Below are 25,080 nucleotides of genomic sequence, written 5' to 3'. Positions count from 1 at the left end.
AAGCAAGAATGGCTAAGGTATTCGCGATAGCGAACCAGAAAGGTGGCGTGGGCAAAACCACCACCTGCATCAACCTCGCAGCATCCCTGGTCGCTACCAAGCGTCGGGTGCTGTTGATCGATCTTGATCCACAGGGCAACGCCACCATGGGTAGCGGTGTGGATAAACATGGCCTGGAAAACTCGGTCTACGACTTGCTGATCGGCGAGTGCGACCTCACCCAGGCCATGCACTTTTCCGAGCACGGCGGTTATCAACTGCTGCCGGCCAACCGCGATTTGACCGCGGCGGAAGTGGTGCTGCTGGAAATGCAGATGAAAGAAAGCCGTCTGCGCAGCGCACTGGCGCCGATTCGCGAAAACTACGACTACATTTTGATCGACTGCCCGCCGTCGCTGTCGATGTTGACGTTGAACGCGCTGGTGGCCGCCGACGGGGTGATTATCCCCATGCAGTGCGAGTATTACGCACTGGAAGGGTTGAGCGACCTTGTGGATAACATCAAGCGTATCGCCGAGTTGTTGAACCCGAACCTGCAGATCGAAGGTCTGCTGCGGACGATGTTCGACCCACGCCTGAGCCTGATGAACGACGTGTCGGCGCAGCTCAAGGAACATTTCGGCGATCAGTTGTACGACACCGTGATCCCGCGCAACATCCGTCTGGCCGAAGCGCCAAGCTATGGCATGCCCGCGCTGGCGTATGACAAATCCTCACGTGGTGCCATTGCCTACCTGGCATTGGCCGGCGAGATGGTTCGCCGTCAGCGCCGCAACTCACGTACCGCTGCAGCTCAGCCAACTTAAGGAATCCCCATGGCCGTCAAGAAACGAGGTCTCGGACGTGGACTGGATGCACTGTTGAGTGGTCCGACCGTCACATCGCTTGAAGAACAAGCGGTGCAGGCCGATGAGCGCGAGCTGCAACACCTGCCGCTGGACCTGATCCAGCGCGGTAAGTACCAGCCACGTCGGGACATGGACCCCCAGGCGCTGGAGGAACTGGCCAACTCGATCAAGACACAGGGGGTGATGCAGCCCATCGTGGTACGCCCCATTGGTGGTGGCCGTTTTGAAATCATCGCGGGCGAACGTCGCTGGCGTGCCAGCCAGCAGGCCGGCAAGGACACCATCCCGGCGATGGTGCGCGATGTGCCGGATGAAACCGCCATCGCGATGGCGTTGATCGAAAATATCCAGCGTGAAGATCTCAACCCGATCGAAGAAGCGATTGCCTTGCAGCGTTTGCAGCAGGAATTCCAGCTGACCCAGCAACAAGTGGCCGAGGCGGTGGGTAAATCCCGCGTCACCGTTTCCAACTTGCTGCGCCTGATCGCCTTGCCGGAAGTCATCAAGACCATGTTGTCCCATGGCGACCTGGAAATGGGCCACGCTCGTGCTTTGCTCGGATTGCCGGAAAATCAACAGGTTGAAGGGGCGCGACACGTTGTCGCACGCGGCCTCACCGTTCGTCAGACCGAGGCGCTGGTTCGCCAGTGGCTCAGCGGCAAACCTGCACCGGTCGAAGCGGCAAAACCTGATCCGGATATCGCTCGCCTTGAGCAGCGCCTGGCCGAGCGGCTGGGCTCGGCGGTGCAAATTCGCCATGGCAAGAAGGGCAAAGGGCAACTGGTCATCGGATATAACTCCCTCGATGAGCTTCAGGGCGTCCTTGCCCACATCCGCTGAAACATTTGCTTATGTAGCGCGCGATCGGAAAACACTACCCGACAGTTGAATAGGGGCTGAACCGCCCCTATACTCTGCGCGCATTTTGTCGGCACAAATTATGCCAAGTTATTGATTTCCGGCAGCCGACCATTGAGGAGCAAGAGTGATGGAAACCCGCACGCCAAACACGTTGCCGTTCCATCGTTTGGCCGTTTTTCCGGTTTTATTGGCTCAATTTGTCGTTTTGCTGATCGCCGCATTGGCGCTTTGGTACTGGCATGGAGTCGTAGCCGGATATTCAGGACTCTGCGGAGGCCTGATAGCCTTGCTGCCCAATATGTATTTTGCTCACAGGGCCTTTCGGTTTTCCGGCGCCCGAGCAGCCCAGGCTATCGTCCGGTCTTTTTATGCCGGTGAAGCAGGGAAACTGATTTTGACGGCAGTGTTGTTCGCACTGACCTTTGCAGGTGTGAAGCCATTGGCGCCGCTGGCTGTATTCGGCGCCTTCGTGTTGACCCAATTGGTCAGCTGGTTCGCTCCCCTGCTAATGAAAACAAGACTTTCGAAACCTTAGGGCGTTTGAGGCACACATGGCAGAAACAACCGCTTCGGGCTATATCCAGCACCACTTGCAGAACCTGACTTTCGGTCAGCTTCCCAACGGCGGCTGGGGCTTCGCCCATACCGCAGCTGAAGCCAAGGAAATGGGCTTCTGGGCTTTCCACCTGGATACTCTGGGCTGGTCGGTCGCACTGGGTCTGATCTTTGTCCTGATTTTCCGCATGGCGGCGAAGAAGGCGACCTCCGGTCAGCCAGGTGCATTGCAGAACTTCGTTGAAGTACTGGTCGAATTCGTCGATGGCAGCGTGAAAGACAGCTTCCATGGCCGTAGCCCGGTGATTGCACCGCTGGCACTGACCATCTTCGTCTGGGTGTTCCTGATGAACGCCGTCGACCTGGTACCGGTCGACTGGATTCCTCAGCTGGCCATCCTGATCTCCGGCGACCACCACATTCCATTCCGTGCGGTTTCCACCACGGACCCTAACGCCACCCTGGGCATGGCCCTGTCGGTGTTTGCGTTGATCATCTTCTACAGCATCAAGGTCAAGGGCATCGGCGGCTTCATCGGCGAACTCACCCTGCACCCGTTCGGCAGCAAGAACATCTTCGTTCAAGCCCTGCTGATCCCGGTGAACTTCCTGCTGGAATTCGTGACCCTGGTCGCCAAGCCTATCTCCCTGGCCCTGCGACTGTTCGGCAACATGTATGCCGGCGAGCTGGTGTTCATCCTGATCGCTGTGATGTTCGGCAGCGGTCTGCTCTGGCTTAGCGGCCTGGGCGTGGTTCTGCAGTGGGCGTGGGCTGTGTTCCACATCCTGATCATCACCCTGCAGGCCTTCATCTTCATGATGCTGACCATCGTCTACCTGTCGATGGCGCACGAAGAGAACCATTAAGACCAGTCTCGACTAGTCTGATGTCCTTCCCGGTAATACGGGAAGGTGGCCCTAGCGGGCTATGAAACGATTTGTTTTACCGCTTTAAAATCTAAAAACCTAAACCATACGACGTAAAAGTCGGGAGGAAAGATGGAAACTGTAGTTGGTCTAACCGCTATCGCTGTTGCACTGTTGATCGGCCTGGGCGCTCTGGGTACTGCCATTGGTTTCGGCCTGCTGGGCGGCAAATTCCTGGAAGGCGCAGCGCGTCAGCCAGAAATGGTTCCAATGCTGCAAGTTAAAATGTTCATCGTCGCCGGCCTGCTCGACGCCGTGACCATGATCGGCGTTGGTATCGCTCTGTTCTTCACCTTCGCGAACCCCTTCGTTGGTCAACTCGCTGGCTAATCACTCGAATTTTCGAGTGATTAGGGTGATGGACAACGAATGAGCGAGGTGTTGGCGTGAACATTAATGCAACCCTGATTGGCCAATCCGTTGCGTTCTTCATTTTTGTAGTGTTTTGCATGAAGTTCGTGTGGCCTCCGGTCATCGCGGCTTTGCACGAACGTCAGAAGAAGATCGCGGATGGTTTGGACGCTGCCACCCGTGCAGCTCGCGACCTGGAGTTGGCCCAAGAGAAAGCGGGTCATCAACTGCGCGAAGCTAAAGCACAGGCAGCTGAAATCATTGAGCAAGCCAAGAAACGCGGTAACCAGATCGTCGAAGAGGCTGTTGAAAAAGCCCGCGTCGAAGCTGACCGTGTGAAGGCTTCGGCTCATGCCGAGATCGAACAGGAACTGAACGGCGTCAAAGACGCGCTGCGTGCCCAACTGGGTGCCCTGGCGGTCGGCGGTGCTGAGAAGATCCTCGGTGCCACAATCGATCAAAACGCGCACGCGGAGCTGGTTAATAAACTGGCTGCTGAAATTTAAGCGAGGGCGATCATGGCAGAACTGACCACGTTGGCCCGACCTTACGCCAAGGCAGCCTTCGAGCACGCCCAGGCCCACCAGCAGCTGGCCTCTTGGTCAGCCATGCTCGGCCTGGCTGCAGCAGTGTCGCAAGACGGCACCATGCAGCGCGTGCTCAAGGCCCCGCGCCTGACGAGCGCAGACAAGGCCGCCACTTTTATTGAAGTGTGCGGCGACAAGTTTGATGTGAAAGTGCAGAACTTCATCCACGTCGTTGCCGAAAACGACCGTCTCCTGCTTTTGCCGGAGATTGCCGCTCTGTTCGACCTGTACAAGGCCGAAGAAGAGAAGTCGGTAGACGTTGAAGTGACCAGTGCTTTTGCATTGAACCAAGAACAGCAAGACAAACTCGCCAAGGTTCTCAGTGCACGACTCAATCGGGAAGTGCGCCTGCAAGCTTCGGAGGACGCATCACTGATCGGTGGTGTTGTTATCCGTGCCGGCGACCTGGTTATCGATGGCTCGATTCGCGGCAAAATCGCGAAACTTGCCGAAGCATTGAAATCTTGAGTTTGAAGGGGCAGCAGAGCAATGCAGCAACTCAATCCTTCCGAAATAAGTGAAATCATCAAGGGCCGCATCGACAAACTCGATGTGACCTCCCAAGCCCGTAACGAAGGCACTGTCGTCAGCGTATCTGACGGTATCGTGCGGATTCACGGTCTGGCCGACGTCATGTCCGGCGAGATGATCGAGTTTCCGGGCGGCGTCTACGGTATGGCCCTCAACCTGGAGCAGGACTCCGTAGGTGCCGTTATCCTGGGCGCATACCAGTCTCTGGCTGAAGGCATGAGCGCCAAGTGCACAGGCCGCATCCTGGAGGTTCCGGTTGGTAAGGAACTGCTGGGTCGCGTAGTCGACGCACTGGGTAACCCTGTTGACGGCAAAGGTCCACTGGGCAACACCGAGACCGACGCGGTCGAGAAAGTTGCTCCAGGCGTGATCTGGCGTAAGTCGGTAGACCAGCCTGTACAGACTGGCTACAAGGCTGTCGATGCCATGATCCCTGTCGGCCGTGGCCAGCGTGAGCTGATCATCGGCGACCGTCAGATCGGTAAAACCGCTCTGGCCATCGACGCGATCATCAACCAGAAAGACAGCGGCATTTTCTGCGTCTACGTAGCCATTGGTCAGAAGCAATCGACCATCGCCAACGTGGTTCGCAAGCTGGAAGAAAACGGTGCACTGAAAAACACGATCATCGTGGCTGCCAGTGCTTCGGAATCTCCTGCGCTGCAATACCTGGCACCGTACGCCGGTTGCACCATGGGTGAATTCTTCCGCGACCGCGGTGAAGACGCGCTGATCGTTTATGACGATCTGTCCAAGCAAGCAGTGGCTTACCGCCAGATTTCCCTGCTGCTGCGCCGTCCACCAGGCCGTGAAGCTTACCCAGGCGACGTGTTCTATCTCCACTCCCGTCTGCTGGAGCGCGCATCCCGCGTTTCGGAAGAGTACGTAGAGAAGTTCACCAACGGCGCAGTGACCGGCAAAACCGGTTCCCTGACCGCTCTGCCGATCATCGAAACCCAGGCTGGCGACGTTTCCGCGTTCGTTCCGACCAACGTGATTTCCATCACCGACGGTCAGATCTTCCTGGAATCGGCCATGTTCAACTCAGGCATCCGTCCTGCTGTGAACGCCGGTGTTTCGGTATCCCGTGTGGGTGGTGCCGCTCAGACCAAGATCATCAAGAAGCTCTCCGGTGGTATCCGTACCGCTCTGGCTCAGTACCGTGAACTGGCGGCATTCGCCCAGTTCGCTTCTGACCTGGACGAAGCGACCCGTAAGCAACTTGAGCATGGTCAGCGCGTTACCGAGCTGATGAAGCAGAAGCAATACGCCCCTATGTCGATCGCTGACATGGCGTTGTCGCTGTATGCCGCTGAGCGTGGGTTCCTGACTGACGTCGAAATCGCCAAGGTCGGCAGCTTTGAACAAGCGCTGATTGCTTACTTCAACCGCGATCACGCCGACTTGTTGGCCAAGATCAACGTGAAGGGTGACTTCAATGACGAAATCGACGCTGGCCTGAAAGCCGGTATCGAGAAGTTCAAGGCCACCCAAACCTGGTAAGCCGCAGCGGGAGCCGCAAGGCTCCCGCTTGCTAACCTGATAGGTGTTACATGGCAGGCGCAAAAGAGATTCGCAGTAAGATTGCGAGCATCAAAAGCACGCAAAAAATTACCAGCGCCATGGAAAAAGTGGCGGTCAGCAAAATGCGCAAGGCACAAATGCGCATGGCTGCTAGCCGTCCTTATGCGGAGCGTATCCGCCAGGTAATTGGGCATCTGGCCAACGCCAACCCGGAATACCGCCACCCGTTCATGATCGACCGCGAAGTCAAGCGCGTTGGTTATGTGGTTGTGAGCAGTGACCGTGGTTTGTGCGGTGGTTTGAATACCAACCTGTTCAAGGCCCTGGTCAAGGACATGGCGGTAAACCGCGAAAAGGGCGTCGAGATCGATCTGTGTGTTGTTGGTAGCAAGGGTGCGGCCTTTTTCCGTAACTTCGGCGGTAACGTCGTTGCAGCTATCAGCCACCTGGGTGAAGAGCCGTCGATCAATGATTTGATCGGCAGTGTGAAGGTGATGCTGGATGCATACCTGGAAGGCCGGATTGACCGTCTCTCCGTGGTATCCAACAAGTTCATCAACACCATGACCCAGCAGCCAACCGTGGAGCAATTGATTCCACTGGTGGCGACTCCGGATCAGGAACTCAAGCACCACTGGGACTACCTCTACGAACCAGACGCCAAAGAGCTGCTTGACGGCTTGATGGTGCGCTACGTGGAGTCGCAGGTGTACCAGGCGGTGGTCGAGAACAACGCAGCTGAACAAGCGGCGCGGATGATCGCGATGAAAAACGCTACCGATAACGCCGGTGATCTGATCAGCGATTTGCAGCTGATCTACAACAAGGCGCGTCAGGCTGCGATCACCCAAGAGATCTCGGAAATCGTCGGCGGCGCTGCCGCGGTTTAACGGTTCAAATATTCAGAGGATCCAGCTATGAGTAGCGGACGTATCGTTCAAATCATCGGCGCCGTTATCGACGTGGAATTTCCACGCGACAACGTACCGAGCATCTACAACGCGCTGAAAGTACAAGGCGCGGACACTACTCTGGAAGTTCAGCAGCAGCTGGGCGACGGCGTAGTTCGTACCATTGCGATGGGTTCCACCGAAGGCTTGAAGCGCGGTCTGGACGTTGTCGACTCTGGCGCAGCCATCTCCGTACCGGTCGGTAAAGCGACCCTGGGCCGGATCATGGACGTACTGGGCAACCCGATTGACGAAGCTGGCCCGATCGATACCGAAGAGCGCTGGGGCATTCACCGTCCAGCACCTTCGTTCGCCGAGCAAGCTGGCGGCAACGATCTGCTGGAAACCGGCATCAAGGTTATCGACCTGGTTTGCCCGTTCGCCAAAGGCGGTAAAGTCGGTCTGTTCGGTGGTGCCGGTGTAGGCAAGACCGTAAACATGATGGAACTGATCCGTAACATCGCCATCGAGCACAGCGGTTATTCCGTGTTTGCGGGTGTGGGTGAGCGTACTCGTGAGGGTAACGACTTCTACCACGAGATGAAGGACTCCAACGTTCTGGACAAAGTGGCACTGGTTTACGGTCAGATGAACGAGCCGCCGGGAAACCGTCTGCGCGTAGCACTGACTGGCCTGACCATGGCCGAGAAGTTCCGTGACGAAGGTAACGACGTACTGTTGTTCGTCGACAACATCTACCGTTACACCCTGGCCGGTACTGAAGTATCCGCACTGCTGGGCCGTATGCCTTCGGCAGTAGGTTACCAGCCGACTCTGGCTGAAGAGATGGGCGTTCTGCAAGAACGTATCACTTCGACCAAGGAAGGTTCGATCACCTCGATCCAAGCGGTATACGTACCTGCGGATGACTTGACCGACCCGTCGCCTGCGACCACCTTCGCCCACTTGGACGCCACCGTCGTTCTGTCCCGTGACATCGCTTCCCTGGGTATCTACCCAGCGGTCGATCCACTCGACTCGACTTCGCGCCAGCTGGACCCGAACGTGATCGGCCAGGAGCACTACGACACCGCTCGCGGCGTTCAGTACGTGCTGCAGCGTTACAAAGAACTGAAGGACATCATTGCGATCCTGGGTATGGACGAGCTGTCGGAAGCCGACAAGCAGTTGGTAAACCGTGCTCGTAAGATCCAGCGTTTCTTGTCGCAGCCGTTCTTCGTGGCTGAAGTCTTCACCGGTGCTTCGGGTAAATACGTTTCCCTGAAAGACACCATTGCTGGCTTCAAAGGCATCCTCAACGGTGACTACGACCACCTGCCAGAACAAGCGTTCTACATGGTCGGCGGCATCGAAGAAGCGATCGAGAAAGCCAAGAAACTGTAATCCAGGCGCCCGGAAACGGGCGCTCATCAGGTTGAGGCAATCAGATGGCTATGACAGTCCATTGCGATATCGTCAGCGCGGAAGGGGAAATCTTCTCCGGTCTGGTAGAGATGGTGATTGCACACGGCGAACTCGGTGACCTTGGTATTGCCATGGGTCACGCGCCGTTGATCACCAGCTTGAAGCCAGGTCCGATCACTCTGACCAAGCAAGGCGGGGAAAAAGAGGTGTTTTACATCTCTGGTGGTTTCCTCGAGGTTCAGCCGAACATGGTCAAGGTACTTGCCGACACTGTGCAACGTGCTGGCGACCTGGATGAAGCCTCCGCTCAGGAAGCCGTCAAGGCTGCCGAGAAGGCCCTGAACGAAAAGGGTGCGGACTTCGACTACAGCGCTGCTGCTGTACGTCTGGCCGAGGCTGCAGCTCAGCTGCGCACGCTCCAGCAGATCCGCAAGAAGTAAACGGCCATGCCGTCATGCTTCATGCGCGATTGATTAAAAAGGGTAGCCTCGGCTACCCTTTTTCTTTTTTTGTAAAACACTTCTTTGGTCTGAACTCGGACCGCCCAGGATTGGTAGCCATTCATGTCTCTTGAAATCGTCATTCTCGCCGCAGGCCAGGGCACTCGCATGCGTTCGGCCCTGCCCAAGGTGCTGCACCCGGTCGCGGGGAACTCCATGCTCGGCCATGTTATCCACAGCGCTCGGCAGTTGGACCCGCAGCGGATTCACGTGGTGATCGGGCACGGTGCCGATGTGGTACGTGAACGTCTCGCCGCGGATGACTTGAATTTCGTATTGCAAGACAAGCAACTGGGTACTGGCCACGCCACGGCACAAGCCGTGCCGTTCATCAGTGCCGACACGGTGCTGATCCTCTATGGCGATGTGCCGCTGATCGAAGTGGAAACCCTGCAACGCCTGCTCAAACACGTAGTACCCGGCCAGATGGGCCTGCTCACCGTGGAGTTGGACGACCCTACCGGCTACGGGCGCATCGTGCGTGACGCCGACGGCAAGGTTGCGGCCATTGTCGAGCACAAAGACGCCACCGAAGCCCAGCGTGCTATCACCGAAGGCAACACCGGCATTCTGGCGGTCCCGGCCAGTAAGCTTGCTGACTGGATGAGCCGTCTGTCCAATAACAATGCTCAGGGCGAGTATTACCTCACCGACGTGATTGAAATGGCCGTCAGCGATGGCTTGCTGGTCGCTACCGAGCAACCTCACGACCCGATGGAAGTGCAGGGCGCCAACGACCGCAAGCAACTGGCCGAACTGGAACGTCACTACCAACTGCGCGAAGGTCGCCGCCTGATGGCCCAAGGCGTGACCTTGCGCGACCCGGCGCGATTCGACGTGCGCGGTGAAGTCACCGTGGGCCGAGACGTCCTCATCGACATCAACGTGATTCTGGAAGGTCGCGTCGTGATCGAGGACGACGTGGTGATTGGCCCGAACTGCGTGATCAAGGACAGTACCCTGCGCAAAGGTGTGGTGGTCAAGGCTAACAGCCACCTCGATGGCGCGGTGATGGGCGAGGGCAGTGATGCAGGCCCGTTTGCGCGGTTGCGTCCGGGTAGCGTGCTTGAAGCCAAAGCCCATGTGGGTAACTTTGTTGAACTGAAGAACGCCCACCTGGGCCAAGGCGCCAAGGCTGGTCACCTGACCTACTTGGGTGATGCGGTTATCGGTGCACGCACCAACATCGGCGCTGGCACCATCACCTGCAATTATGACGGCGCCAACAAGCACCAGACTGTATTGGGTGAAGATGTGTTTATCGGCTCTAACAATTCACTGGTCGCCCCGGTGAAAGTCGGTAATGGCGCGACCACAGCTGCAGGTTCCACCATCAACCAGGATGTGGATAACTTGCAGCTCGGCGTAGCCCGTGCTCGCCAGCGCAATATCGAAGGCTGGAAACGCCCGGTCAAGATCAAAAAGAGCTGAGTTATCCACACTCTCCCCAGCAACAAGACTCCAGTGTGGGAGGGGGCTTGCTCCCGATAGAGATAGATCAGTCAACGCAGGCGTCGACTGAAACACCTCCATCGGAAACAAACTCTCCTCCCACATTTTCAAGAAATGTTGCTTGACGATCTTTCGACAATAGGTTTTGATTGCGTCCGTTATCTTTCGAACCGAAACTTATCATCACCATGTCGAAACGAAATACCCCCCAACGACGCCACAACATCCTGACCTTGCTCAATGAGCAGGGCGAAGTCAGCGTGGACGTATTGGCCAAGCATTTCGAAACGTCGGAAGTGACCATCCGCAAGGATCTGGCTGCCCTTGAGAGCAACGGCCTGCTGCTGCGCCGTTACGGTGGTGCTATCACCATGCCGCAGGAACTGGTCGGCGACGCCGCTCAGCCCATCTCGACCTACAAGCGCGCGATTGCCCGTGCTGCCGTGATGCGTTTGCGTGAACACGCACGCATCATCATCGACAGCGGCAGTACGACCGCCGCGATGATTCCCGAACTGGGTCATCAACCCGGCCTGGTAGTGATGACCAACTCCCTCCACGTGGCCCGTGCGTTGAGTGAGCTGGAACATGAGCCGGTGCTGTTGATGACCGGTGGCACCTGGGATCCGCATTCGGACTCGTTCCAAGGCCAGGTCGCCGAGCAAGTGCTGCGTTCCTACGACTTTGACCAGTTGTTCATCGGTGCCGACGGCATCGATCTGGAACGTGGCACCACCACTTTCAACGAATTGCTCGGCTTGAGCCGCGTAATGGCCGAAGTCGCTCGTGAAGTGGTGGTGATGGTCGAGTCCGACAAGATCGGCCGCAAGATTCCCAACCTGGAACTGCCCTGGAGCAGCGTCCATACCTTAATTACCGATGATCGCCTGCCGCCTGAGGCCCGCGACCAGATCCAAGCCCGCGGCATTACGCTGATATGCGCGGCAGTCATCTAGGAGAAACACCATGTGTGGAATTGTTGGCGCAGTCGCTGAACGTAGTATTACGGCCATCCTGATCGAAGGCCTCAAGCGTCTCGAATATCGCGGCTATGACAGTGCCGGCGTGGCGGTTTTCACCAACGCGGGCAAGCTTGAGCGCATGCGTCGCCCAGGTAAGGTCAGTGAGTTGGACCAGGCATTGGCCGGCGAGCCGCTGGTAGGTCGCCTGGGCATCGCCCACACCCGCTGGGCGACTCATGGCGCGCCGTGTGAGCGCAATGCTCACCCGCATTTCTCCGGTGACCTGGCTGTGGTGCACAACGGCATCATCGAAAACCACGAAGTGCTGCGCGAACAGCTCAAAGGCCTGGGGTATGTGTTCACTTCGGACACCGACACCGAAGTCATCGCGCACTTGCTGAACCACAAACTCAAGGACCACAGCGACCTGACCAATGCCCTCAAGGCCACGGTCAAGGAACTGCACGGTGCCTATGGCTTGGCCGTGATCAGCGCCAGCCAGCCCGACCGTGTGGTTGCCGCCCGTAGTGGCAGCCCGCTGGTGATCGGCCTGGGCCTGGGTGAGAATTTCCTGGCGTCCGATCAACTGGCACTGCGCCAGGTCACCGACCGCTTCATGTACCTGGAAGAAGGCGATATCGCTGACATTCGCCGTGAAAGCGTGCAGATCTGGGATATCAACGGCCAATCTGTCGAGCGCGAGGCCGTGCAATACCGTGATGGCGCCGAGGCAGCTGACAAGGGTGAATTCCGCCACTTCATGCTCAAGGAAATCCACGAGCAACCGTCCGTGGTGCAACGTACCCTGGAAGGTCGCCTGAGCCAGAACCAAGTGCTGGTCAATGCATTCGGCCCGCAGGCCGCCGAACTGTTCGCCAAAGTGCGCAACGTACAGATCGTCGCCTGCGGTACCAGCTACCACGCCGGTATGGTCGCCCGTTACTGGCTGGAAGAACTGGCCGGCATCCCGTGCCAAGTCGAAGTGGCCAGTGAGTTCCGCTACCGCAAGGTGGTGGTGCAACCTGACACCCTGTTTGTGACCATCTCCCAGTCCGGCGAAACCGCCGACACGCTGGCCGCACTGCGTAACGCCAAGGAGCTGGGTTTCCTCGGTAGCCTGGCGATCTGCAACGTCAGCATCAGCTCCCTGGTGCGTGAGTCCGACCTGACTCTGTTGACCCAGGCCGGTCGTGAAATTGGCGTGGCCTCCACCAAAGCCTTCACCACCCAGTTGGTTTCCCTGCTGTTGCTGACCCTGTCCCTGGGCCAGGTGCGCGGTACGCTCGCTGAAGGTCTTGAAGCGACCCTGGTTGAAGAACTGCGCCGCCTGCCAACCCGTCTGGGCGAAGCCCTGGCGATGGATGCCACCGTGGAAAAAGTCGCCGAACTGTTCGCCGACAAGAACCACACCCTGTTCCTCGGCCGTGGCGCGCAGTACCCGGTAGCGATGGAAGGTTCGCTGAAACTCAAGGAAATCTCCTATATTCACGCCGAAGCCTACCCGGCCGGTGAGTTGAAACACGGCCCGCTGGCCCTGGTCGATGACGACATGCCAGTCGTCACCGTGGCGCCGAACAACGAACTGCTGGAGAAGCTCAAATCGAACCTGCAGGAAGTACGCGCTCGCGGTGGCCAGTTGATCGTGTTCGCCGATGAGAAGGCCGGCATGGCCAACGGTGAAGGCACCCACGTCATTAATATGCCGCACATCCACGACACCCTGTCGCCGATCCTCTACACCATCCCGCTGCAGTTGCTGTCGTACTACGTGGCCGTGCTCAAAGGCACCGACGTGGACCAGCCGCGTAACCTGGCGAAGTCGGTGACTGTGGAGTAAACCGCTGCAACTTGGAGACCCGCCTGTTTCCAAACAATAAAGGTTGTCACAAGCTCCTGCTCCGACCGTACATCGGGGTAGGAGCAGGTCTTGGAAATTAGGATCATGTCCTCTATGGACCTGTGACTGCTGTCCTGGCTGAGCCCGCTCCTGACTTCACCACGCCACGTCCCTCCTGTGCCGTTTCTAGCGAGCGGGTCGCCCAACGATGAGCGACTCGAAATGACATCTGCTCCCGCTGCGCCTGTTAAGCCTGTTTCCTCCAAGCTGATGACTCAGCAGAAAATCGATAGAAGAATCAAATCTGGTCGTGGTAGCGGCGTGAGAGAATCCTATGAACCTTGGATCAGGGTTTGGGACATCAAATCCAAGGGAGTTTCCCACCTAGTATCGGGCGTAAAAATCCAACGCACTCATCACCTCCTATCCAACGCTGAGCGTGACTATCTCACCGTCCTAGAACGTGATAATTCAGTAATCGATATCCGCGAGCAGTACCCCCTCTTAAAGCAAGCCGAAACCCAGGCTATAGCCACGAGCCTTAATTATCGTCATCCGGTCTACCCAGGGATTCAGGTTCCTGTGGTCATGACAACTGACTTCCTAATCGCCTTCCTAGATTCATAAGGCGAAGTCAGGCTGGCTGCCCGCTCTGTTAAACACCGGAAGGAGTTCGAGGATGCAGATATCGGCGTGCGGAATCGAATGGCTGAGAAACTTGCTATCGAAGAAAAGTATTGGTCGATGAGAAATGTAGAGTGGAAGCTAGTTCTGTACGAAAACTTGTCGCGAAACAAGATGGCAAACCTCTCTATTCTGCGGACCTATGCGAACATTCATCCTTCGCTGCCTACAGAAAAGAACATAAATAATTTAATTAAATTTATACAACGGTGTAAAACTGAAAAAATCGCGCTTAAGTTGCTATTAGATAAAGCTTCCAAGTATGTGTATATAAACTACATGGATGTAAAATGCCTTTTTCATCATCTTGGCAGCCTACTCTCTCAGCTGTCAGGATCACTGATGACGGCGTGCCCGAAATATGGATATTTCAATGCTCTGGTCTGCTGCACTCAAACTCCTCATACCTCTGTTCGCCTGTCACCGAGCATCCGCTCAGTGTGCGGTCACTTTGGCGCGCGCCGCCTATAGGAATCACGACTGTCTATGAATTACTTCACCGAAACGGCAGCCAATATCCTTGGTAACAGTAAGCTGCGTACGCCCCAAATCGAGGCCTACATCAAAGCGCAGGACCACTTCGCTAGCTCCGACGAAGACGCGCTGATATAACAACGCTCTGTTCATGGCAACCGAACTGGTTCTGCTGCGGGACGGTGATGAACTCGGACTGCTGCTGATCGAGGAACCTGAGGCCCATCTCCATCCGCAACTGCAGGAGCGCGTTCAGCAGCTCCTCGAACGCACCTCCAAAGCGGCGGAGCCAGATAGCCGCCCTGTTCAGATCATCATGACTACCCACAGCCCATCTCTGGCGGCGGGTGTGGACATCGCAAGCATGACCTTGGTAAACCGTGCGCAACTATTCAGCCTGGCTCACGGAAAGACCAAACTTCTGAAAAGTGATTACGAGTTTTTGAGGCGCTTTATCGATGCCACCAAAGCGAATCTGTTCTTCGCTCGCGGCGTTGCGATCGTGGAAGGGCCAGCAGAAGCGCTGCTGCCCGCTCTCGCTGCGGCTTCAGGATACTCGTTCAGCGAACACGGCATTTCTTGCATTGACGTCGGCGGAGTTGGGCTTTAGGCGCGTGAGCTCTGCTTGTCGTTGTCTCCAAGTCGATGCAAGACCTACTTTGATGGAGCAACGCTGCCAGAGTCAGCTTTAGCGGCTACCCATAAGTCAATTCTTCCAGCACTGTAACTAGGCTTTCGATCGCTCGTGCGCTTATTTGGGAGGATACAATCAGGCGCTCAACGCGGGACAGCAATGGTTCGCTTGTCTCGTTGTTTTGCTTGTAAGGGACGATTTGCAAGAATGTGCAAATATTTTCTATTTTTTTGCTCACGAGCGCAGATTTACCCTGCTCAATTCTAGACAGTTGGGAATGATGGACGCCGCACTCAGAGCCTAATTCTACAAGAGTAAAACCGCGAGAGATGCGCTCTTCGCGGATGCGGTTACCTAGCCATTGGGCAGTTTGCGGGTTGAGTCTTTTGGTCATAATGTGCATAATATTTGCACATTTCGCACAGGGAAGCTAGTCATGGCCGTCTATGTCGATTCTGAAGAGCTCCGCTGGAGAGGGCGCGTTTGGTGTCACTTGGTTGCAGATTCGCTTGACGAACTCCACAGCTTTGCGGCTCGATTAGGGCTCAAGCGTAAGTGGTTTCAAAGCGAGAGCTTTTACCCCCACTATGACGTGACCGTGTCGGTCCGCGCACGAGCTGTTCAGCTCGGTGCGATTAATGCCGATCGCAGACAAATCATCGGGTGCTGCAAGCAGATGCGGGTGCAGATGCAAGCGCAAAGGATGCAACAGCTATCGCTGTTCGATTCAGGAGGATTGCATGGCACCTATTGCCAAACAGCAGGCGACACCACTGTCACTGCCAGAATACGCACTCAAAGCTAACGAAAGTTCACGATTTAAAGACGGCCCAAAAGCATTGCAGAGTTTGCGTTTTGGGTTCTTCGGCGAAGTTGGTGGATTGCTGTCGTCTGTGAAGAAGGCAGAGCGGGATCGTCTTGAGGATCCCCAAAGCCAGGTTGCGGCGGAGGAGTTAGGTGATGCTCTTTGGTATTTGGTGAGTGCTGCCACTTTCCTGGGTATCACGCCTGATGACTTAGGGGTCTACTGTCTAAAAACGCTGAGACAGCGGTTCGGCGAGAACGAGCGTGCCCCCATTACGCCGGTGAGTTTTCGCCAGATTGATTCCCTTATCAATACGCGTCGGGAAGATGGGTCGATCACCAGACCGGTTCAAATGGGTGCGCTGGCCCATGCTGCAGGCATTTTTTGCAACATCCCGGATGCGCAGTTGCGGGCCGGTTCATCTCCCACACAGCTTACGCACTTTGGGAACCTCCTGACAGAACTGGCGCTGTGTTGCGCAAGTTTCAACCTGCATCTTGAGGATGTGGCCAGGGATAATCTGGAAAAGATTAAGAGGCGCTGGCCTGGTGATGACCGACATTACACCCCGTTTTTTGATCCAAGTCCCGAATTCCCATACTACGAACAGTTGCCTAGAGAGCTGAAGATGGATTTCATCGAGCTTCCAGGGCGTAATGGACCTTCTGTTGTCCAACAGCTGAACGGTGTCTTCATCGGCGATCGATTGACGGATAATAGTAACGAGCCCGACGACTACCGGTTTCACGACGTTTTTCACCTAGCTTATATGGCGTACCTCGGATGGTCGCCAGTTATGCGTGGTTTACTGAAACGAAAGCGTAAGTCGAAGCCCGAGATCGACGAAAATCAAGATGGAGCTCGCGCCATGATCATCGAGGAAGGGATAGCCACTTGGATCTTCAATCATGCGAAGCCACGGAAGTTCTACAAAGGGATTGAGGAAGGGGCGCTTGAGTACGGTTTACTTAAGCAGATTCACTCCATGGTTGAGGGTTATGAGGTCGACCAATGTCCGCTGTGGCAGTGGGAGCTTGCCATTCTGAAGGGATTTGAAGTGTTCCGTGAACTGCGTGACAAGCGTTCCGGTAGCGTCGTTGTCGACATGATCAATCATCAGTTAACCTTCCAACCTAAAGACGAAACGAACCCTCTGCAATGACACCCACCTCTTTTGTGAAAGCGCTTGCTAGCCTGTCCCTGGATAACGTGTTCAACCCTTATTCTGATACCTGCCCTGTGTATGATCAGGCAGATGCGGCTGTGTATCGGCGGACGAACCTGCGCACTTACCTTAGCGCCTCGGCGAAAATTGGTGTTGATACCATTTGGATGGGGCGCGATCTTGGCTATCGAGGAGGACGCAGGACCGGATTAGCGTTGACGGACGAATTTCACCTGCCCGAGATGGCGAAGGTGTATCCAGGATGTTCATCACGGCAAGCTACCAAAGGCCCCTTGATAGCAGAACGTACTGCTGCAGAAATTTGGGGGGTACTGAAGGTCATCGATACGCCACCCTTGCTATGGAATGTATTTCCTTTTCACCCTCATGAATCACAAAACCCTTTCACCAATCGGCGTTTCACAGCGCGAGAGCTTGCACTGGTGAGCGAGCTCAACAATTCGCTAATCAAATGGTTAAAGGTTCGTCGAATAGTTGCAATAGGCCAAGATGCCGCAAACTACGCGGCCGCGTTCGGGGTTGAGGTGCTGACTGTTCGTCATCCGAGCTACGGCGGCGTACGAGATTTCCGAGAAGGTATGAGCCGGATCTATAGCATTCCGGAAGGCGTATTAGGTGTCAAAGGACCGCTTCAAGGGACGCTTTTATAAGGGTCTCGTCAATTGGTAACGTTTCCAGCAGCTTACGAGCGGGTCGGATTCCACCCAAGCCAGGATCTAGCTTGGCGTACGTAGAGACACAGGTCATCTTGCCTGGCTCAAAACCCGATTCTGTAGCTACGTATTGCTGAAGCTGAGCCAAGCCGAGCAAATTCCCCAAAGCCCTTTCGGCGTAATAGTGCGACCTGTAAATGGCCGTCAGATCCAGTTTGCCATCCATCAACTTAAAGGTTACATGGCTCAAACAGGGAGATCCCATGTACATATGCCGATCAACGGCTGGGTTGTAAGTTGGCAGCTCGAAACCTATGCCATTGAATGCGTTCTCGATATCAACACTCGGATCACATACACCCAGCTCGTAGGTAGCTTTAAAGTGCTGTTTCCCTTTGACGGCAATGAGCTTCTCGATGATTTTATCGAGAGGGTTGAATGTAGTGCCGTCGTCTTGCTTGCGGTCGATCATACGCAAGGCATAAGTACCCCAGTCGCCTGAAGGCATCCCCCGAGCAATGACCGTCTTGTAACGCGCGTACCAATCGGGGCGACCATATCGTTGATAAATGCGCTGCGGAAAGATTGTACCTGCCGCCGTCATAACGCTTCGTTGAGCATTCTTACGTTGCAGAGCCAAGTCCACGGCCTTTATGACCTCGCGGTCTTCTTCTGTAGCGGACTGAGGCGTGGCTATCTCAATAATGACGTTTGTAGAGTCGTGGCTTTTTTGGCTAGCTAGATAGCGAATACCAGCTAACCAACCTTGCACTACTCGGGATCGTCGAAACACTTCCGTCATTAGTTAGCTCCGTAGATACATGATGCGTGGCAGTTGATATAGGAGTCCGGTAGCCACGCATGGCCGTTCACTCCCCATGTCGAGCCCCAGCTGTTGCATATTAGATAGTGTTCATGACCTGACTGGTCGATTCCATAGCCTACGACCGTAACAGCATGTCGACCGGGGAAGACTCCCGTTTCGAACGCTACTTTTCCATCGATAGGGGTCATAAATGACTTGGTCAGAGAGAGTAAAACGCCCACCGGTTTTCCTGCACCTAGCCACGTCTTGACCAGGGCCAAGTCTGGTGGTATCAGCGCCATATGTGGGCCGTGAAGCGACAACCCCGTGGGTAAAACAGGCAGCGGGTGAATGGGCTCGTCCTGCTGATAAGGGAAGTAATGGTCTTCCGGAAGCCCAGCTGCCGTGGCGGTGATTGCAATTTGGATGTGGAGACCCTGATTCGGCTGCCAGTTCGGACTCTGATGTACCGTGGCGAGATAGGCATACTCAGGGCTCAACAAATAATTTGCGATACAGCCTTTGATCCCCGAAATTGAGAAGGCCACGCACGAGCCCCTGTTTCCCTGGTCTCGAGCATTCATTGGAATTGTAACGAGCGGTTGGATCACGACCTGTCAGTTCCTTGAAGCAAGAATTCCTTGGCCACGGGGGAGAGACCATTGGCCAAATCCTCGTACCGCGCGTACGTGCTGAAACTATCCAGCGGGGGCGCCGCGCGATTCCATGCTTTGCGCTCGCTAAGCAGAAGCTGTGCGGATCCAGATAAGTGATTTGTCTTTGAGCAAACCAGATAGTCCTGGTAGTGCATACCACCCGCGATTAGCGCATTTTCATCATTTGAGCTGGGGGTTGGCATCATCAAAGGCTCAACAGAAAACCCTTCAGACGCTGCCTCGTCTGTGGTCCATACGTAACCTGAACCGGTGTGATTTTTGAGTCGTACGAGAACTTGGTCATCGACGCGAGGTTCCAGAATGAGGTCTCGATCTCGCTCATCCAGCAACCATACGTCCCGTTGAGAATTATCCAGCGGCTTGTCCAGCAGTGATCGCTTGATCGATGCTGGCTGTACACGCAATGCATCGTCGGCGACAGATCGGTCCAATAACTGCAAACGGTTAAGTGACCAGATTGCAGCCTTGTAGCTGATGCCCAATCTGAGCGCGAGCTGGTACAGAATGAAGGGGTGTGCCAGATCAGCCACACTCCAGCCCTTTCGTTTCATAATCTTTGCAACAGCCCATCGTGGTGCGACAAGGCTATAGGCGAACCAATCGGCTTCTAGCTCCTTCTTACTCGCGGTATTGGCATAGTCGAGCTGGTCATCCGTCGTGGTGCCATGATGCAAGAAAAAGTGCCCAAGCTCGTGTGCGCAGGTCATTTGAATGAGCCCGGCGGGGCGCTCTGAGTTAACCAAGATTCCTGGCTGGCCGTCGTCAATAAAAGCGCCAAACAATTTTTCGAGGGGGCGTAGCATGACGACTACGCCTGCAGATTGAGCGATGCGAAACGGGTCAACTCGTGTGTACCCATCTTCTTCGATTCGCCGCTTCGCACCAGAGTCCCTGATAACCTCTGCTGCGCGAGTTGTCACAGCCCTGATCTGACTTTTAGAGAGCATCCCTATCCCCTAACTGGCTTTCGAAGCCCTCAAGAAATCAGCGAAACGAGCGACTTCGTCTACATCTTTCTGGGTCAAACCATTAACGGCTCTGGCCAAGAAAGCAAACTGTTCAGGACCGGAATACGCAGGTTCGCAACCGGTTAACAGATATTCGGCAGAGCGCCGATAAATGCCCGACAGACGTTTCAATTCCGTCGCTTCGACTTTGCGGGTGCCGGTTTCGATGCCGGTGATGGCTGTACGCGGTAGCCCTACAAGCTGGGCGATTTGGGCTTGGGAAAGCCCCATATATTCGCGTGCTGTGCGGAGGCGCTCAGCTATTTGAATTCGTTCTTCATCATTGTCTGTTTCACTCATTTCCCTTACCTAGGTACGTAAGTACCCCCTCAGTAACTTGCTGAATGAATTGATCGCGTGACTCGTAACCACCGTTTCGTATGACCACTTCCACCGGCACCTTCTTGCCCACGATGACGTCAATGTCAATCATCGCTTCACAAGCAGTCAGTGAGTCCATAGGTGCACCTAGATCATTGATAGAGGTAGGATCACTGGCGATGGCAATTTCGCGCTCATCCCAAAACGTGCCGAGTAGCTCTTCAATTTGGTTTTGGATTGAGGTCATTATGATGTCTAAAAATCGAACGATGGCTGTTCCAAAATACAACCATAAATCAAGGTCGATAGCAACAGGCCATTAGTGCTTTGTTGGGGTGGGAATGACTGCATCACTCGCCAAGTTGCGCTTCGTCTGCGTAAAGAAGGCCGGTCGTTGCTTACGATTGTGGAAGGTGACGACCAAGGATAAGGCCAGGTCGCGAGGGAAAAGGTTGCCGATCTGGTGTTCGATGCATGAGCATTCCTGACATTGTGGTCAGAGATCGCCATATCAGCTCTGGTCGTAGGATGAGCTTTGATTTCGGACCGTGTAATCAGCGTGCGTCACTATTTGTGGCTCAAACCCGATCAATATTTAACGAGCTCGATGCCGCGCGTTGAGTTCCAAGCGCGGTAAGTCAGTTCGTCAGACGCGGTCGTGGTATAGAGCGCTGAGGTCAAGGTTCAAACAAGAACACGGCCGCTGTAGCTGCTAGCGAGAGGAGAGCAGCGACGAATCCGTACGAGTAGATCAGGATTTGAGCGACCGTTGGCCTGCCTATAACGCCTACCAAAAGCGGGCCTACTTGCTGCCACATTAAGGCGAGCAGTAATCCAATCGGATAGAACCCCAGTGATTTAGCATCGTTGAAAACCGGCAGCATTAACACTGCGGCGCCCGAAAGAATAATTGGCATAAGGGCCACAACCCCGTATCCCGCGCCCATGGACGTCCTGGTTTTGGACACCAGCAAGCCTGTCGCTAAAGCAGCGCTTGCACCGAAAGACATGAAGCCAAGCCCTGATACCATCGTTTCGCTTAAAATACTAATCTTTCACTTCCGTAGCTGCGGTTAAGCAACGAGCATTGACCAAGGCCGGTAAAATTATCAGGCTGGCATGAGTTCGTCACCAGAAGCCTCATTCCCCACTCAAGGATTTTCTCCGCAATGAAGACCTTAATCCAAGCAGAGGATGGTAGCAAAGCCCTCGTACGCGGCGGGGTATCTCAATGGCCGACCATCATGGACACAGTTCACGACACGTCCAACGCCGCTTTGCTCCACTATTTGGATTTTTTGTTGGCCGACACCTCCCTATTGACTGAAGCCGCACAGCGGTCACATAGGCACCAGTTGGGTTTCATCAAAATCGTGCTGCTTGCAGAAGGTACTGGCGCTTGCCTCCGCTTGCACCTCTGGGATAGGGAATCCGTAGAAAAGGAAGATATCCATTCTCACTGTGCAGATTTCTCCTCGCGCGTCATGCTGGGTCGATTGTCTGAGAACTCCTATGAGCTAACACCTGGTGCGAATTACGCCCGCTTCCGATACAGCTTTGATACTGCCATGGGTTGTAGTGTAGCTGTGGCGGACGGATTGACAGACGTTTCACTAGTTGCAAGCCGCGTTATGTTAGCCGGGGATATTTATACTAAACGAGCCTTCGATCTCCACAATGTGAGTAATGTCACACAAGGTACTTTAACAGTGTCTGCGTGGAGCACTCGTAATACAGAAGCATTAGTTTTGAAGAGTGATTTAGAAGCTTCGGCCAGAGATTGCTCAGCACCAATTGGCATGTCAGAGAGCGAATTGCGTGTCACGTTATGTAGTATTAAAGAAAGGATAATTCGTCGATGATACTCAACGATGCGGAGATAAAATCTCTTTCGAATAAAAGTCCAGGCCTAATATTTCCATTTGACGAAAAAAACAACCTTCGCCTGAGCTCTTATGATCTTACGGTCGGAGATGAATATTATATTGGTCAAAGTGATGGGGCTTTTCCATTTGAAACACAGATGCTGCGGGCATCACAGTCAATTACTATTCCGCCACATGCGGTATGCTTTATTCTTACCGCAGAAAATATTCATTTGCCCCGTAATGTGACCGCTAGGGTTTCGCTGCGAATGACCCACATTTACGCGGGAATGGTGCTGACCTCTCAACCTCCATTTGATCCAACTTATAATGGTAAGGTCGTGGTGATGCTTCATAACCTTTCATCAGCTCCTTATCACTTGAAATGCGGAGAGCGGGTCGCGACTATCGAATTTACAAGATTAACAGCAGCTTCGATTGGCAACCGTGCTCACAGGTCAGTAGGAAGCCTAGAAGCGCAGCTATCTAAGCCGCTTGTAAGCAGTCTTACAGAGATCGCTAATGTCTCCAAAGCTGTACAGGAGAAACTTACTTGGCTAAGTGGACAAATGCTAGTATTTGCAGCGCTTGTTGTGGCTGTGTTGGCTGTACCTGGTTTTTTCTCTTACAGTAGTTTATTAGATCGGATCGGCGAACAGCGCGATCAGATTAAAGATATGAATAAAACGCTAGCTGACTACAAACTTGAGTTTGAGAAAAATAATACTACTACCATCGAACTGAAGCAGCAGTTGGCTGCACTGCAATCGTCTAAGTCTACAGCCGAGTCAAATGTTGTTGCTCCGCAAGTAAGTATCAAGGGTAGGAGGCAGTAATGGTTACAATGTCCGATATTGGTGAAAAAGCATTTTTGAAATCATTGCTTCCCACCCTTCATGCCGCTCCAGAATTCGTTAATGGCTTTGGGCATGATGCGAGTATCATTGATATAGGTCTAGAAGAACTTTTGGCATTCAAGATTGATCGTGCACCGTTTCCAGTCTCGGTACACCGCGGTCTTGGGGATTACCGGACGTGGGGACGCCTTGCGGTAACGGCGAATGTCAGTGATTTGCTAGCGGTAGGAGCCAAGCCTCGTGCCTTGATGCTGTCCATCGTCGTGCCAGGGAATTTCGACGCGAATGATGTTCGCGATATTATCAAAGGTTGCGAAGAAGCATGTGCAGCTCATCAAATTGTATTCTTGGGTGGTGACACCAAGGAAGGGCCCGCAGCTCAAGTGATCGGTGCGGCATTGGGAACAGTTAAAAAAAATTTCGCCTACGGACGAGCCTCTGCGAGCCCAGGGGATTACCTTTTTATAGCAGGACAGCTCGGTGGGTTCGCCGGTGCAGTGGCATTAATGGATGCGGCAACTTCAGATGAAAAAATCCCACAAGAATGGATCGATGTGCTTACCAATCCGAGTGCTCGTATTGGTGAGGGCGCATATCTTAGGGAAACCCTTAGTGTTGTAGCAGCATGTGATTTGAGCGATGGTTTAACTGAGGCCATCAATATTTTTTGTGCAGATGGCGCAGGAATTTGCATCGCTGAAGCCTCTTTACCTATGAACTCGTTAGCTGTCCAAGCTTCTACATGCTATAGCTTGCCGCTCTGGCAGCTGGCCTTCGGCGTGGGAGATTGGGCAATTGCGTGCGTAGTACGTGAGGAGAATATTGATGCATTTCGAGCGGGTATTAGTGCTGAGCTCGAGCTACATGAGGTTGGTCGCTTTAATAATACTGGACGTAAGCTGATTCTTGATCAGTCAGGAGTCGAGTTGGAAATGCCAAATATTATCAACGAGCATTTTCGTCAGCGTGCTGAGGACGACGGTAGCTATTCAGAGGAATTGATGCGCAAGCGCTAATTACGTAGGCTAGCAGGTATCGTTTCTGGCATAGGCTACTCATACTGCTGCGATTTGCATATTGATTTTCTAGCGTGAGGACGGCATCAGCCTAGCCAACGTAAAGCCGTGATCACCTGTACGCAGATTGCTCTCAGGAAGTGAGCAGAAACAAATGCTCAAATGAGGTGAGGATGAATCAAGTAGACGTCAAGGGGCCGCGAGAGTGCTCGGATCGAGAGAGAGAAGAGTTTCTTAAATTGGTTGTCCAAGGCGGTGAGGTGGCAACCCAAGGGCTACCTAATCGTATAATGACCGCAGAGACTTTGGGATTTTTACGGGTCGACAACCGGTTAGTCGGGATAGCGGCAGTTAAGAATCCTAGTGACAGATATCGTAATAAAATTTCTGATCACTCTGGATTTTCATTGCCAGAGCAAACGTTTCTTTACGAGCTAGGCTGGGTGTTTATAGCGCCTGCGGCGAGGGGGAACAAGTATTCCTTTCACTTGGCGAAGGCTGTCATCACGACAGTGGCTGGAGCTGGTATTTTTGCCACTTCTAGGTCAGACAACGTTGCGATGCATCGTGTATTGGCCGAACTCGGGTTTCAAGCTTCCGGAACTGCTTATAAGTCAAAGCACGGCGAGTACGAATTACGACTGTTCACGAAAACTACCTGAAGCATGTGACCCTGAAATGTTGATGCTGATCATCGTAGACCAGCAAGGACACTGCGATATAGGCGGTTACAACCAGTAGTAATCCATTCTCTTGGCTTGCTCAGTAAGGACCGTACAGTCTCGGAGTCGAGCGGCGAAGAAGCGACAGCTTGATTCTCTGCAAACAGCGATAGCGATAAGCCTTC

At 54.3% G+C, this 25,080-nt stretch carries 28 protein-coding genes and 1 pseudogene; 23 read left to right on the top strand and 6 right to left on the bottom strand.

The window, feature by feature from the left end:
• Positions 1–8 precede the first annotated feature (8 nt).
• The 16 genes and pseudogenes from C9383_RS09490 to C9383_RS09410 all read left to right on the top strand — a co-directional run bounded on the left by C9383_RS09490 (position 9) and on the right by C9383_RS09410 (position 15,017).
• On the top strand, positions 9–806 hold the full coding sequence (locus tag C9383_RS09490; protein WP_060756572.1) for a ParA family protein: 798 nt from the start codon (positions 9–11) through the stop codon (positions 804–806).
• Positions 807–815: 9 nt separating this feature from the next.
• Entirely contained in the window at positions 816–1,688 is an 873-nt protein-coding gene (locus C9383_RS09485) for a ParB/RepB/Spo0J family partition protein (protein WP_060756573.1), read from the top strand.
• A 148-nt stretch (positions 1,689–1,836) separates the two neighbouring features.
• Positions 1,837–2,244: a F0F1 ATP synthase subunit I gene (locus C9383_RS09480; RefSeq protein ID WP_090367811.1), complete on the top strand. Its 408-nt coding sequence runs from the start codon at positions 1,837–1,839 to the stop codon at positions 2,242–2,244.
• 16 nt (positions 2,245–2,260) lie between these two features.
• On the top strand, positions 2,261–3,130 hold the full coding sequence (atpB, locus tag C9383_RS09475) for a F0F1 ATP synthase subunit A (RefSeq protein ID WP_024078254.1): 870 nt from the start codon (positions 2,261–2,263) through the stop codon (positions 3,128–3,130).
• 132 nt (positions 3,131–3,262) lie between these two features.
• Entirely contained in the window at positions 3,263–3,520 is a 258-nt protein-coding gene (gene atpE / locus C9383_RS09470; RefSeq protein ID WP_002555987.1) for a F0F1 ATP synthase subunit C, read from the top strand.
• A 56-nt stretch (positions 3,521–3,576) separates the two neighbouring features.
• Complete coding sequence (locus tag C9383_RS09465) at positions 3,577–4,047, top strand: F0F1 ATP synthase subunit B (protein WP_060756576.1); 471 nt, start codon at positions 3,577–3,579, stop codon at positions 4,045–4,047.
• A gap of 12 nt (positions 4,048–4,059) precedes the next feature.
• Complete coding sequence (locus C9383_RS09460) at positions 4,060–4,596, top strand: F0F1 ATP synthase subunit delta (RefSeq protein ID WP_090367813.1); 537 nt, start codon at positions 4,060–4,062, stop codon at positions 4,594–4,596.
• Positions 4,597–4,617: 21 nt separating this feature from the next.
• Positions 4,618–6,162: a F0F1 ATP synthase subunit alpha gene (gene atpA / locus C9383_RS09455; RefSeq protein ID WP_060756578.1), complete on the top strand. Its 1,545-nt coding sequence runs from the start codon at positions 4,618–4,620 to the stop codon at positions 6,160–6,162.
• 50 nt (positions 6,163–6,212) lie between these two features.
• Positions 6,213–7,073 carry a F0F1 ATP synthase subunit gamma gene (gene atpG / locus C9383_RS09450; protein WP_010207685.1) on the top strand — a complete coding sequence of 287 codons (861 nt, stop codon included), beginning with the start codon at positions 6,213–6,215 and terminating at the stop codon, positions 7,071–7,073.
• Between the two features lie 27 nt (positions 7,074–7,100).
• Positions 7,101–8,477 carry a F0F1 ATP synthase subunit beta gene (gene atpD / locus C9383_RS09445; RefSeq protein ID WP_060756579.1) on the top strand — a complete coding sequence of 459 codons (1,377 nt, stop codon included), beginning with the start codon at positions 7,101–7,103 and terminating at the stop codon, positions 8,475–8,477.
• Between the two features lie 44 nt (positions 8,478–8,521).
• On the top strand, positions 8,522–8,938 hold the full coding sequence (locus C9383_RS09440) for a F0F1 ATP synthase subunit epsilon (RefSeq protein ID WP_003177061.1): 417 nt from the start codon (positions 8,522–8,524) through the stop codon (positions 8,936–8,938).
• Positions 8,939–9,061: 123 nt separating this feature from the next.
• Entirely contained in the window at positions 9,062–10,429 is a 1,368-nt protein-coding gene (glmU, locus tag C9383_RS09435) for a bifunctional UDP-N-acetylglucosamine diphosphorylase/glucosamine-1-phosphate N-acetyltransferase GlmU (RefSeq protein WP_090367815.1), read from the top strand.
• 209 nt (positions 10,430–10,638) lie between these two features.
• Positions 10,639–11,406, top strand: a complete 768-nt coding sequence (locus tag C9383_RS09430) for a DeoR/GlpR family DNA-binding transcription regulator (RefSeq protein ID WP_090367817.1) — start codon at positions 10,639–10,641, stop codon at positions 11,404–11,406.
• 10 nt (positions 11,407–11,416) lie between these two features.
• Positions 11,417–13,249 (top strand): glutamine--fructose-6-phosphate transaminase (isomerizing), encoded by a 1,833-nt coding sequence (gene glmS / locus C9383_RS09425; protein ID WP_090367819.1) that lies wholly within the window; start codon positions 11,417–11,419, stop codon positions 13,247–13,249.
• 222 nt (positions 13,250–13,471) lie between these two features.
• Positions 13,472–14,281, top strand: a pseudogene (locus tag C9383_RS09420) (TnsA endonuclease N-terminal domain-containing protein); the annotation flags it as partial.
• A gap of 277 nt (positions 14,282–14,558) precedes the next feature.
• On the top strand, positions 14,559–15,017 hold the full coding sequence (locus C9383_RS09410) for an ATP-dependent nuclease (RefSeq protein WP_235863202.1): 459 nt from the start codon (positions 14,559–14,561) through the stop codon (positions 15,015–15,017).
• 85 nt (positions 15,018–15,102) lie between these two features.
• On the opposite strand, the gene C9383_RS09405 is transcribed toward C9383_RS09410, so the two are convergent.
• Positions 15,103–15,444 carry a helix-turn-helix domain-containing protein gene (locus C9383_RS09405; protein ID WP_084213678.1) on the bottom strand — a complete coding sequence of 114 codons (342 nt, stop codon included), beginning with the start codon at positions 15,442–15,444 and terminating at the stop codon, positions 15,103–15,105.
• 33 nt (positions 15,445–15,477) lie between these two features.
• On the opposite strand from C9383_RS09405, the gene C9383_RS09400 reads away from it, so the two are divergent.
• From C9383_RS09400 to C9383_RS09390, 3 genes are read left to right on the top strand one after another with little or no spacing between them, the layout of a single operon-like run.
• Positions 15,478–15,846 carry a DUF4031 domain-containing protein gene (locus C9383_RS09400; RefSeq protein ID WP_041020115.1) on the top strand — a complete coding sequence of 123 codons (369 nt, stop codon included), beginning with the start codon at positions 15,478–15,480 and terminating at the stop codon, positions 15,844–15,846.
• Complete coding sequence (locus C9383_RS28375) at positions 15,782–17,008, top strand: nucleoside triphosphate pyrophosphohydrolase family protein (RefSeq protein ID WP_041020114.1); 1,227 nt, start codon at positions 15,782–15,784, stop codon at positions 17,006–17,008. The genes C9383_RS09400 and C9383_RS28375 overlap by 65 nt, the downstream gene beginning before the upstream one ends.
• On the top strand, positions 17,005–17,682 hold the full coding sequence (locus tag C9383_RS09390; protein WP_090367821.1) for a uracil-DNA glycosylase: 678 nt from the start codon (positions 17,005–17,007) through the stop codon (positions 17,680–17,682). The genes C9383_RS28375 and C9383_RS09390 overlap by 4 nt, the downstream gene beginning before the upstream one ends.
• Here C9383_RS09390 and C9383_RS09385 read toward each other — a convergent pair.
• The 5 genes from C9383_RS09385 to C9383_RS09365 are packed head-to-tail and all read right to left on the bottom strand — an operon-like array spanning position 17,651 to position 20,742.
• Positions 17,651–18,487 (bottom strand): thymidylate synthase family protein, encoded by an 837-nt coding sequence (locus tag C9383_RS09385; RefSeq protein ID WP_090367823.1) that lies wholly within the window; start codon positions 18,485–18,487, stop codon positions 17,651–17,653. The two genes, C9383_RS09390 and C9383_RS09385, sit on opposite strands and share 32 nt — an antisense overlap.
• Positions 18,487–19,074, bottom strand: a complete 588-nt coding sequence (locus C9383_RS09380) for a C1 family peptidase (RefSeq protein ID WP_268876217.1) — start codon at positions 19,072–19,074, stop codon at positions 18,487–18,489. Before C9383_RS09380 ends, C9383_RS09385 begins: the two co-directional genes overlap by 1 nt.
• A gap of 23 nt (positions 19,075–19,097) precedes the next feature.
• Positions 19,098–20,114, bottom strand: a complete 1,017-nt coding sequence (locus C9383_RS09375; protein WP_041020111.1) for an ImmA/IrrE family metallo-endopeptidase — start codon at positions 20,112–20,114, stop codon at positions 19,098–19,100.
• A 9-nt stretch (positions 20,115–20,123) separates the two neighbouring features.
• Complete coding sequence (locus C9383_RS09370; RefSeq protein WP_041020110.1) at positions 20,124–20,474, bottom strand: helix-turn-helix domain-containing protein; 351 nt, start codon at positions 20,472–20,474, stop codon at positions 20,124–20,126.
• Complete coding sequence (locus C9383_RS09365) at positions 20,467–20,742, bottom strand: hypothetical protein (protein WP_090372286.1); 276 nt, start codon at positions 20,740–20,742, stop codon at positions 20,467–20,469. Before C9383_RS09365 ends, C9383_RS09370 begins: the two co-directional genes overlap by 8 nt.
• A gap of 922 nt (positions 20,743–21,664) precedes the next feature.
• Here C9383_RS09365 and C9383_RS28005 point away from each other — a divergent pair.
• The 4 genes from C9383_RS28005 (at position 21,665) to C9383_RS09345 (ending at position 24,895) form a co-directional block, all read left to right on the top strand.
• Positions 21,665–22,357 (top strand): hypothetical protein, encoded by a 693-nt coding sequence (locus C9383_RS28005; protein WP_143038187.1) that lies wholly within the window; start codon positions 21,665–21,667, stop codon positions 22,355–22,357.
• Entirely contained in the window at positions 22,354–23,196 is an 843-nt protein-coding gene (locus C9383_RS09355; protein WP_084213676.1) for a dCTP deaminase domain-containing protein, read from the top strand. Before C9383_RS28005 ends, C9383_RS09355 begins: the two co-directional genes overlap by 4 nt.
• A complete protein-coding gene (locus tag C9383_RS09350) occupies positions 23,196–24,233 on the top strand; it encodes a thiamine-phosphate kinase (RefSeq protein WP_090367827.1) in 1,038 nt (345 codons plus the stop codon). Before C9383_RS09355 ends, C9383_RS09350 begins: the two co-directional genes overlap by 1 nt.
• A 173-nt stretch (positions 24,234–24,406) precedes the next feature.
• On the top strand, positions 24,407–24,895 hold the full coding sequence (locus tag C9383_RS09345) for a GNAT family N-acetyltransferase (RefSeq protein ID WP_041020105.1): 489 nt from the start codon (positions 24,407–24,409) through the stop codon (positions 24,893–24,895).
• Positions 24,896–25,080 lie beyond the last annotated feature (185 nt).

This window comes from Pseudomonas palleroniana, assembly GCF_003031675.1.
In the GTDB taxonomy this organism is placed as follows: Bacteria; Pseudomonadota; Gammaproteobacteria; order Pseudomonadales; family Pseudomonadaceae; genus Aquipseudomonas; species Aquipseudomonas palleroniana.
Note: the sequence above shows the minus strand (reverse complement) of the source record. Positions and strands in the feature narration are given on the sequence as shown.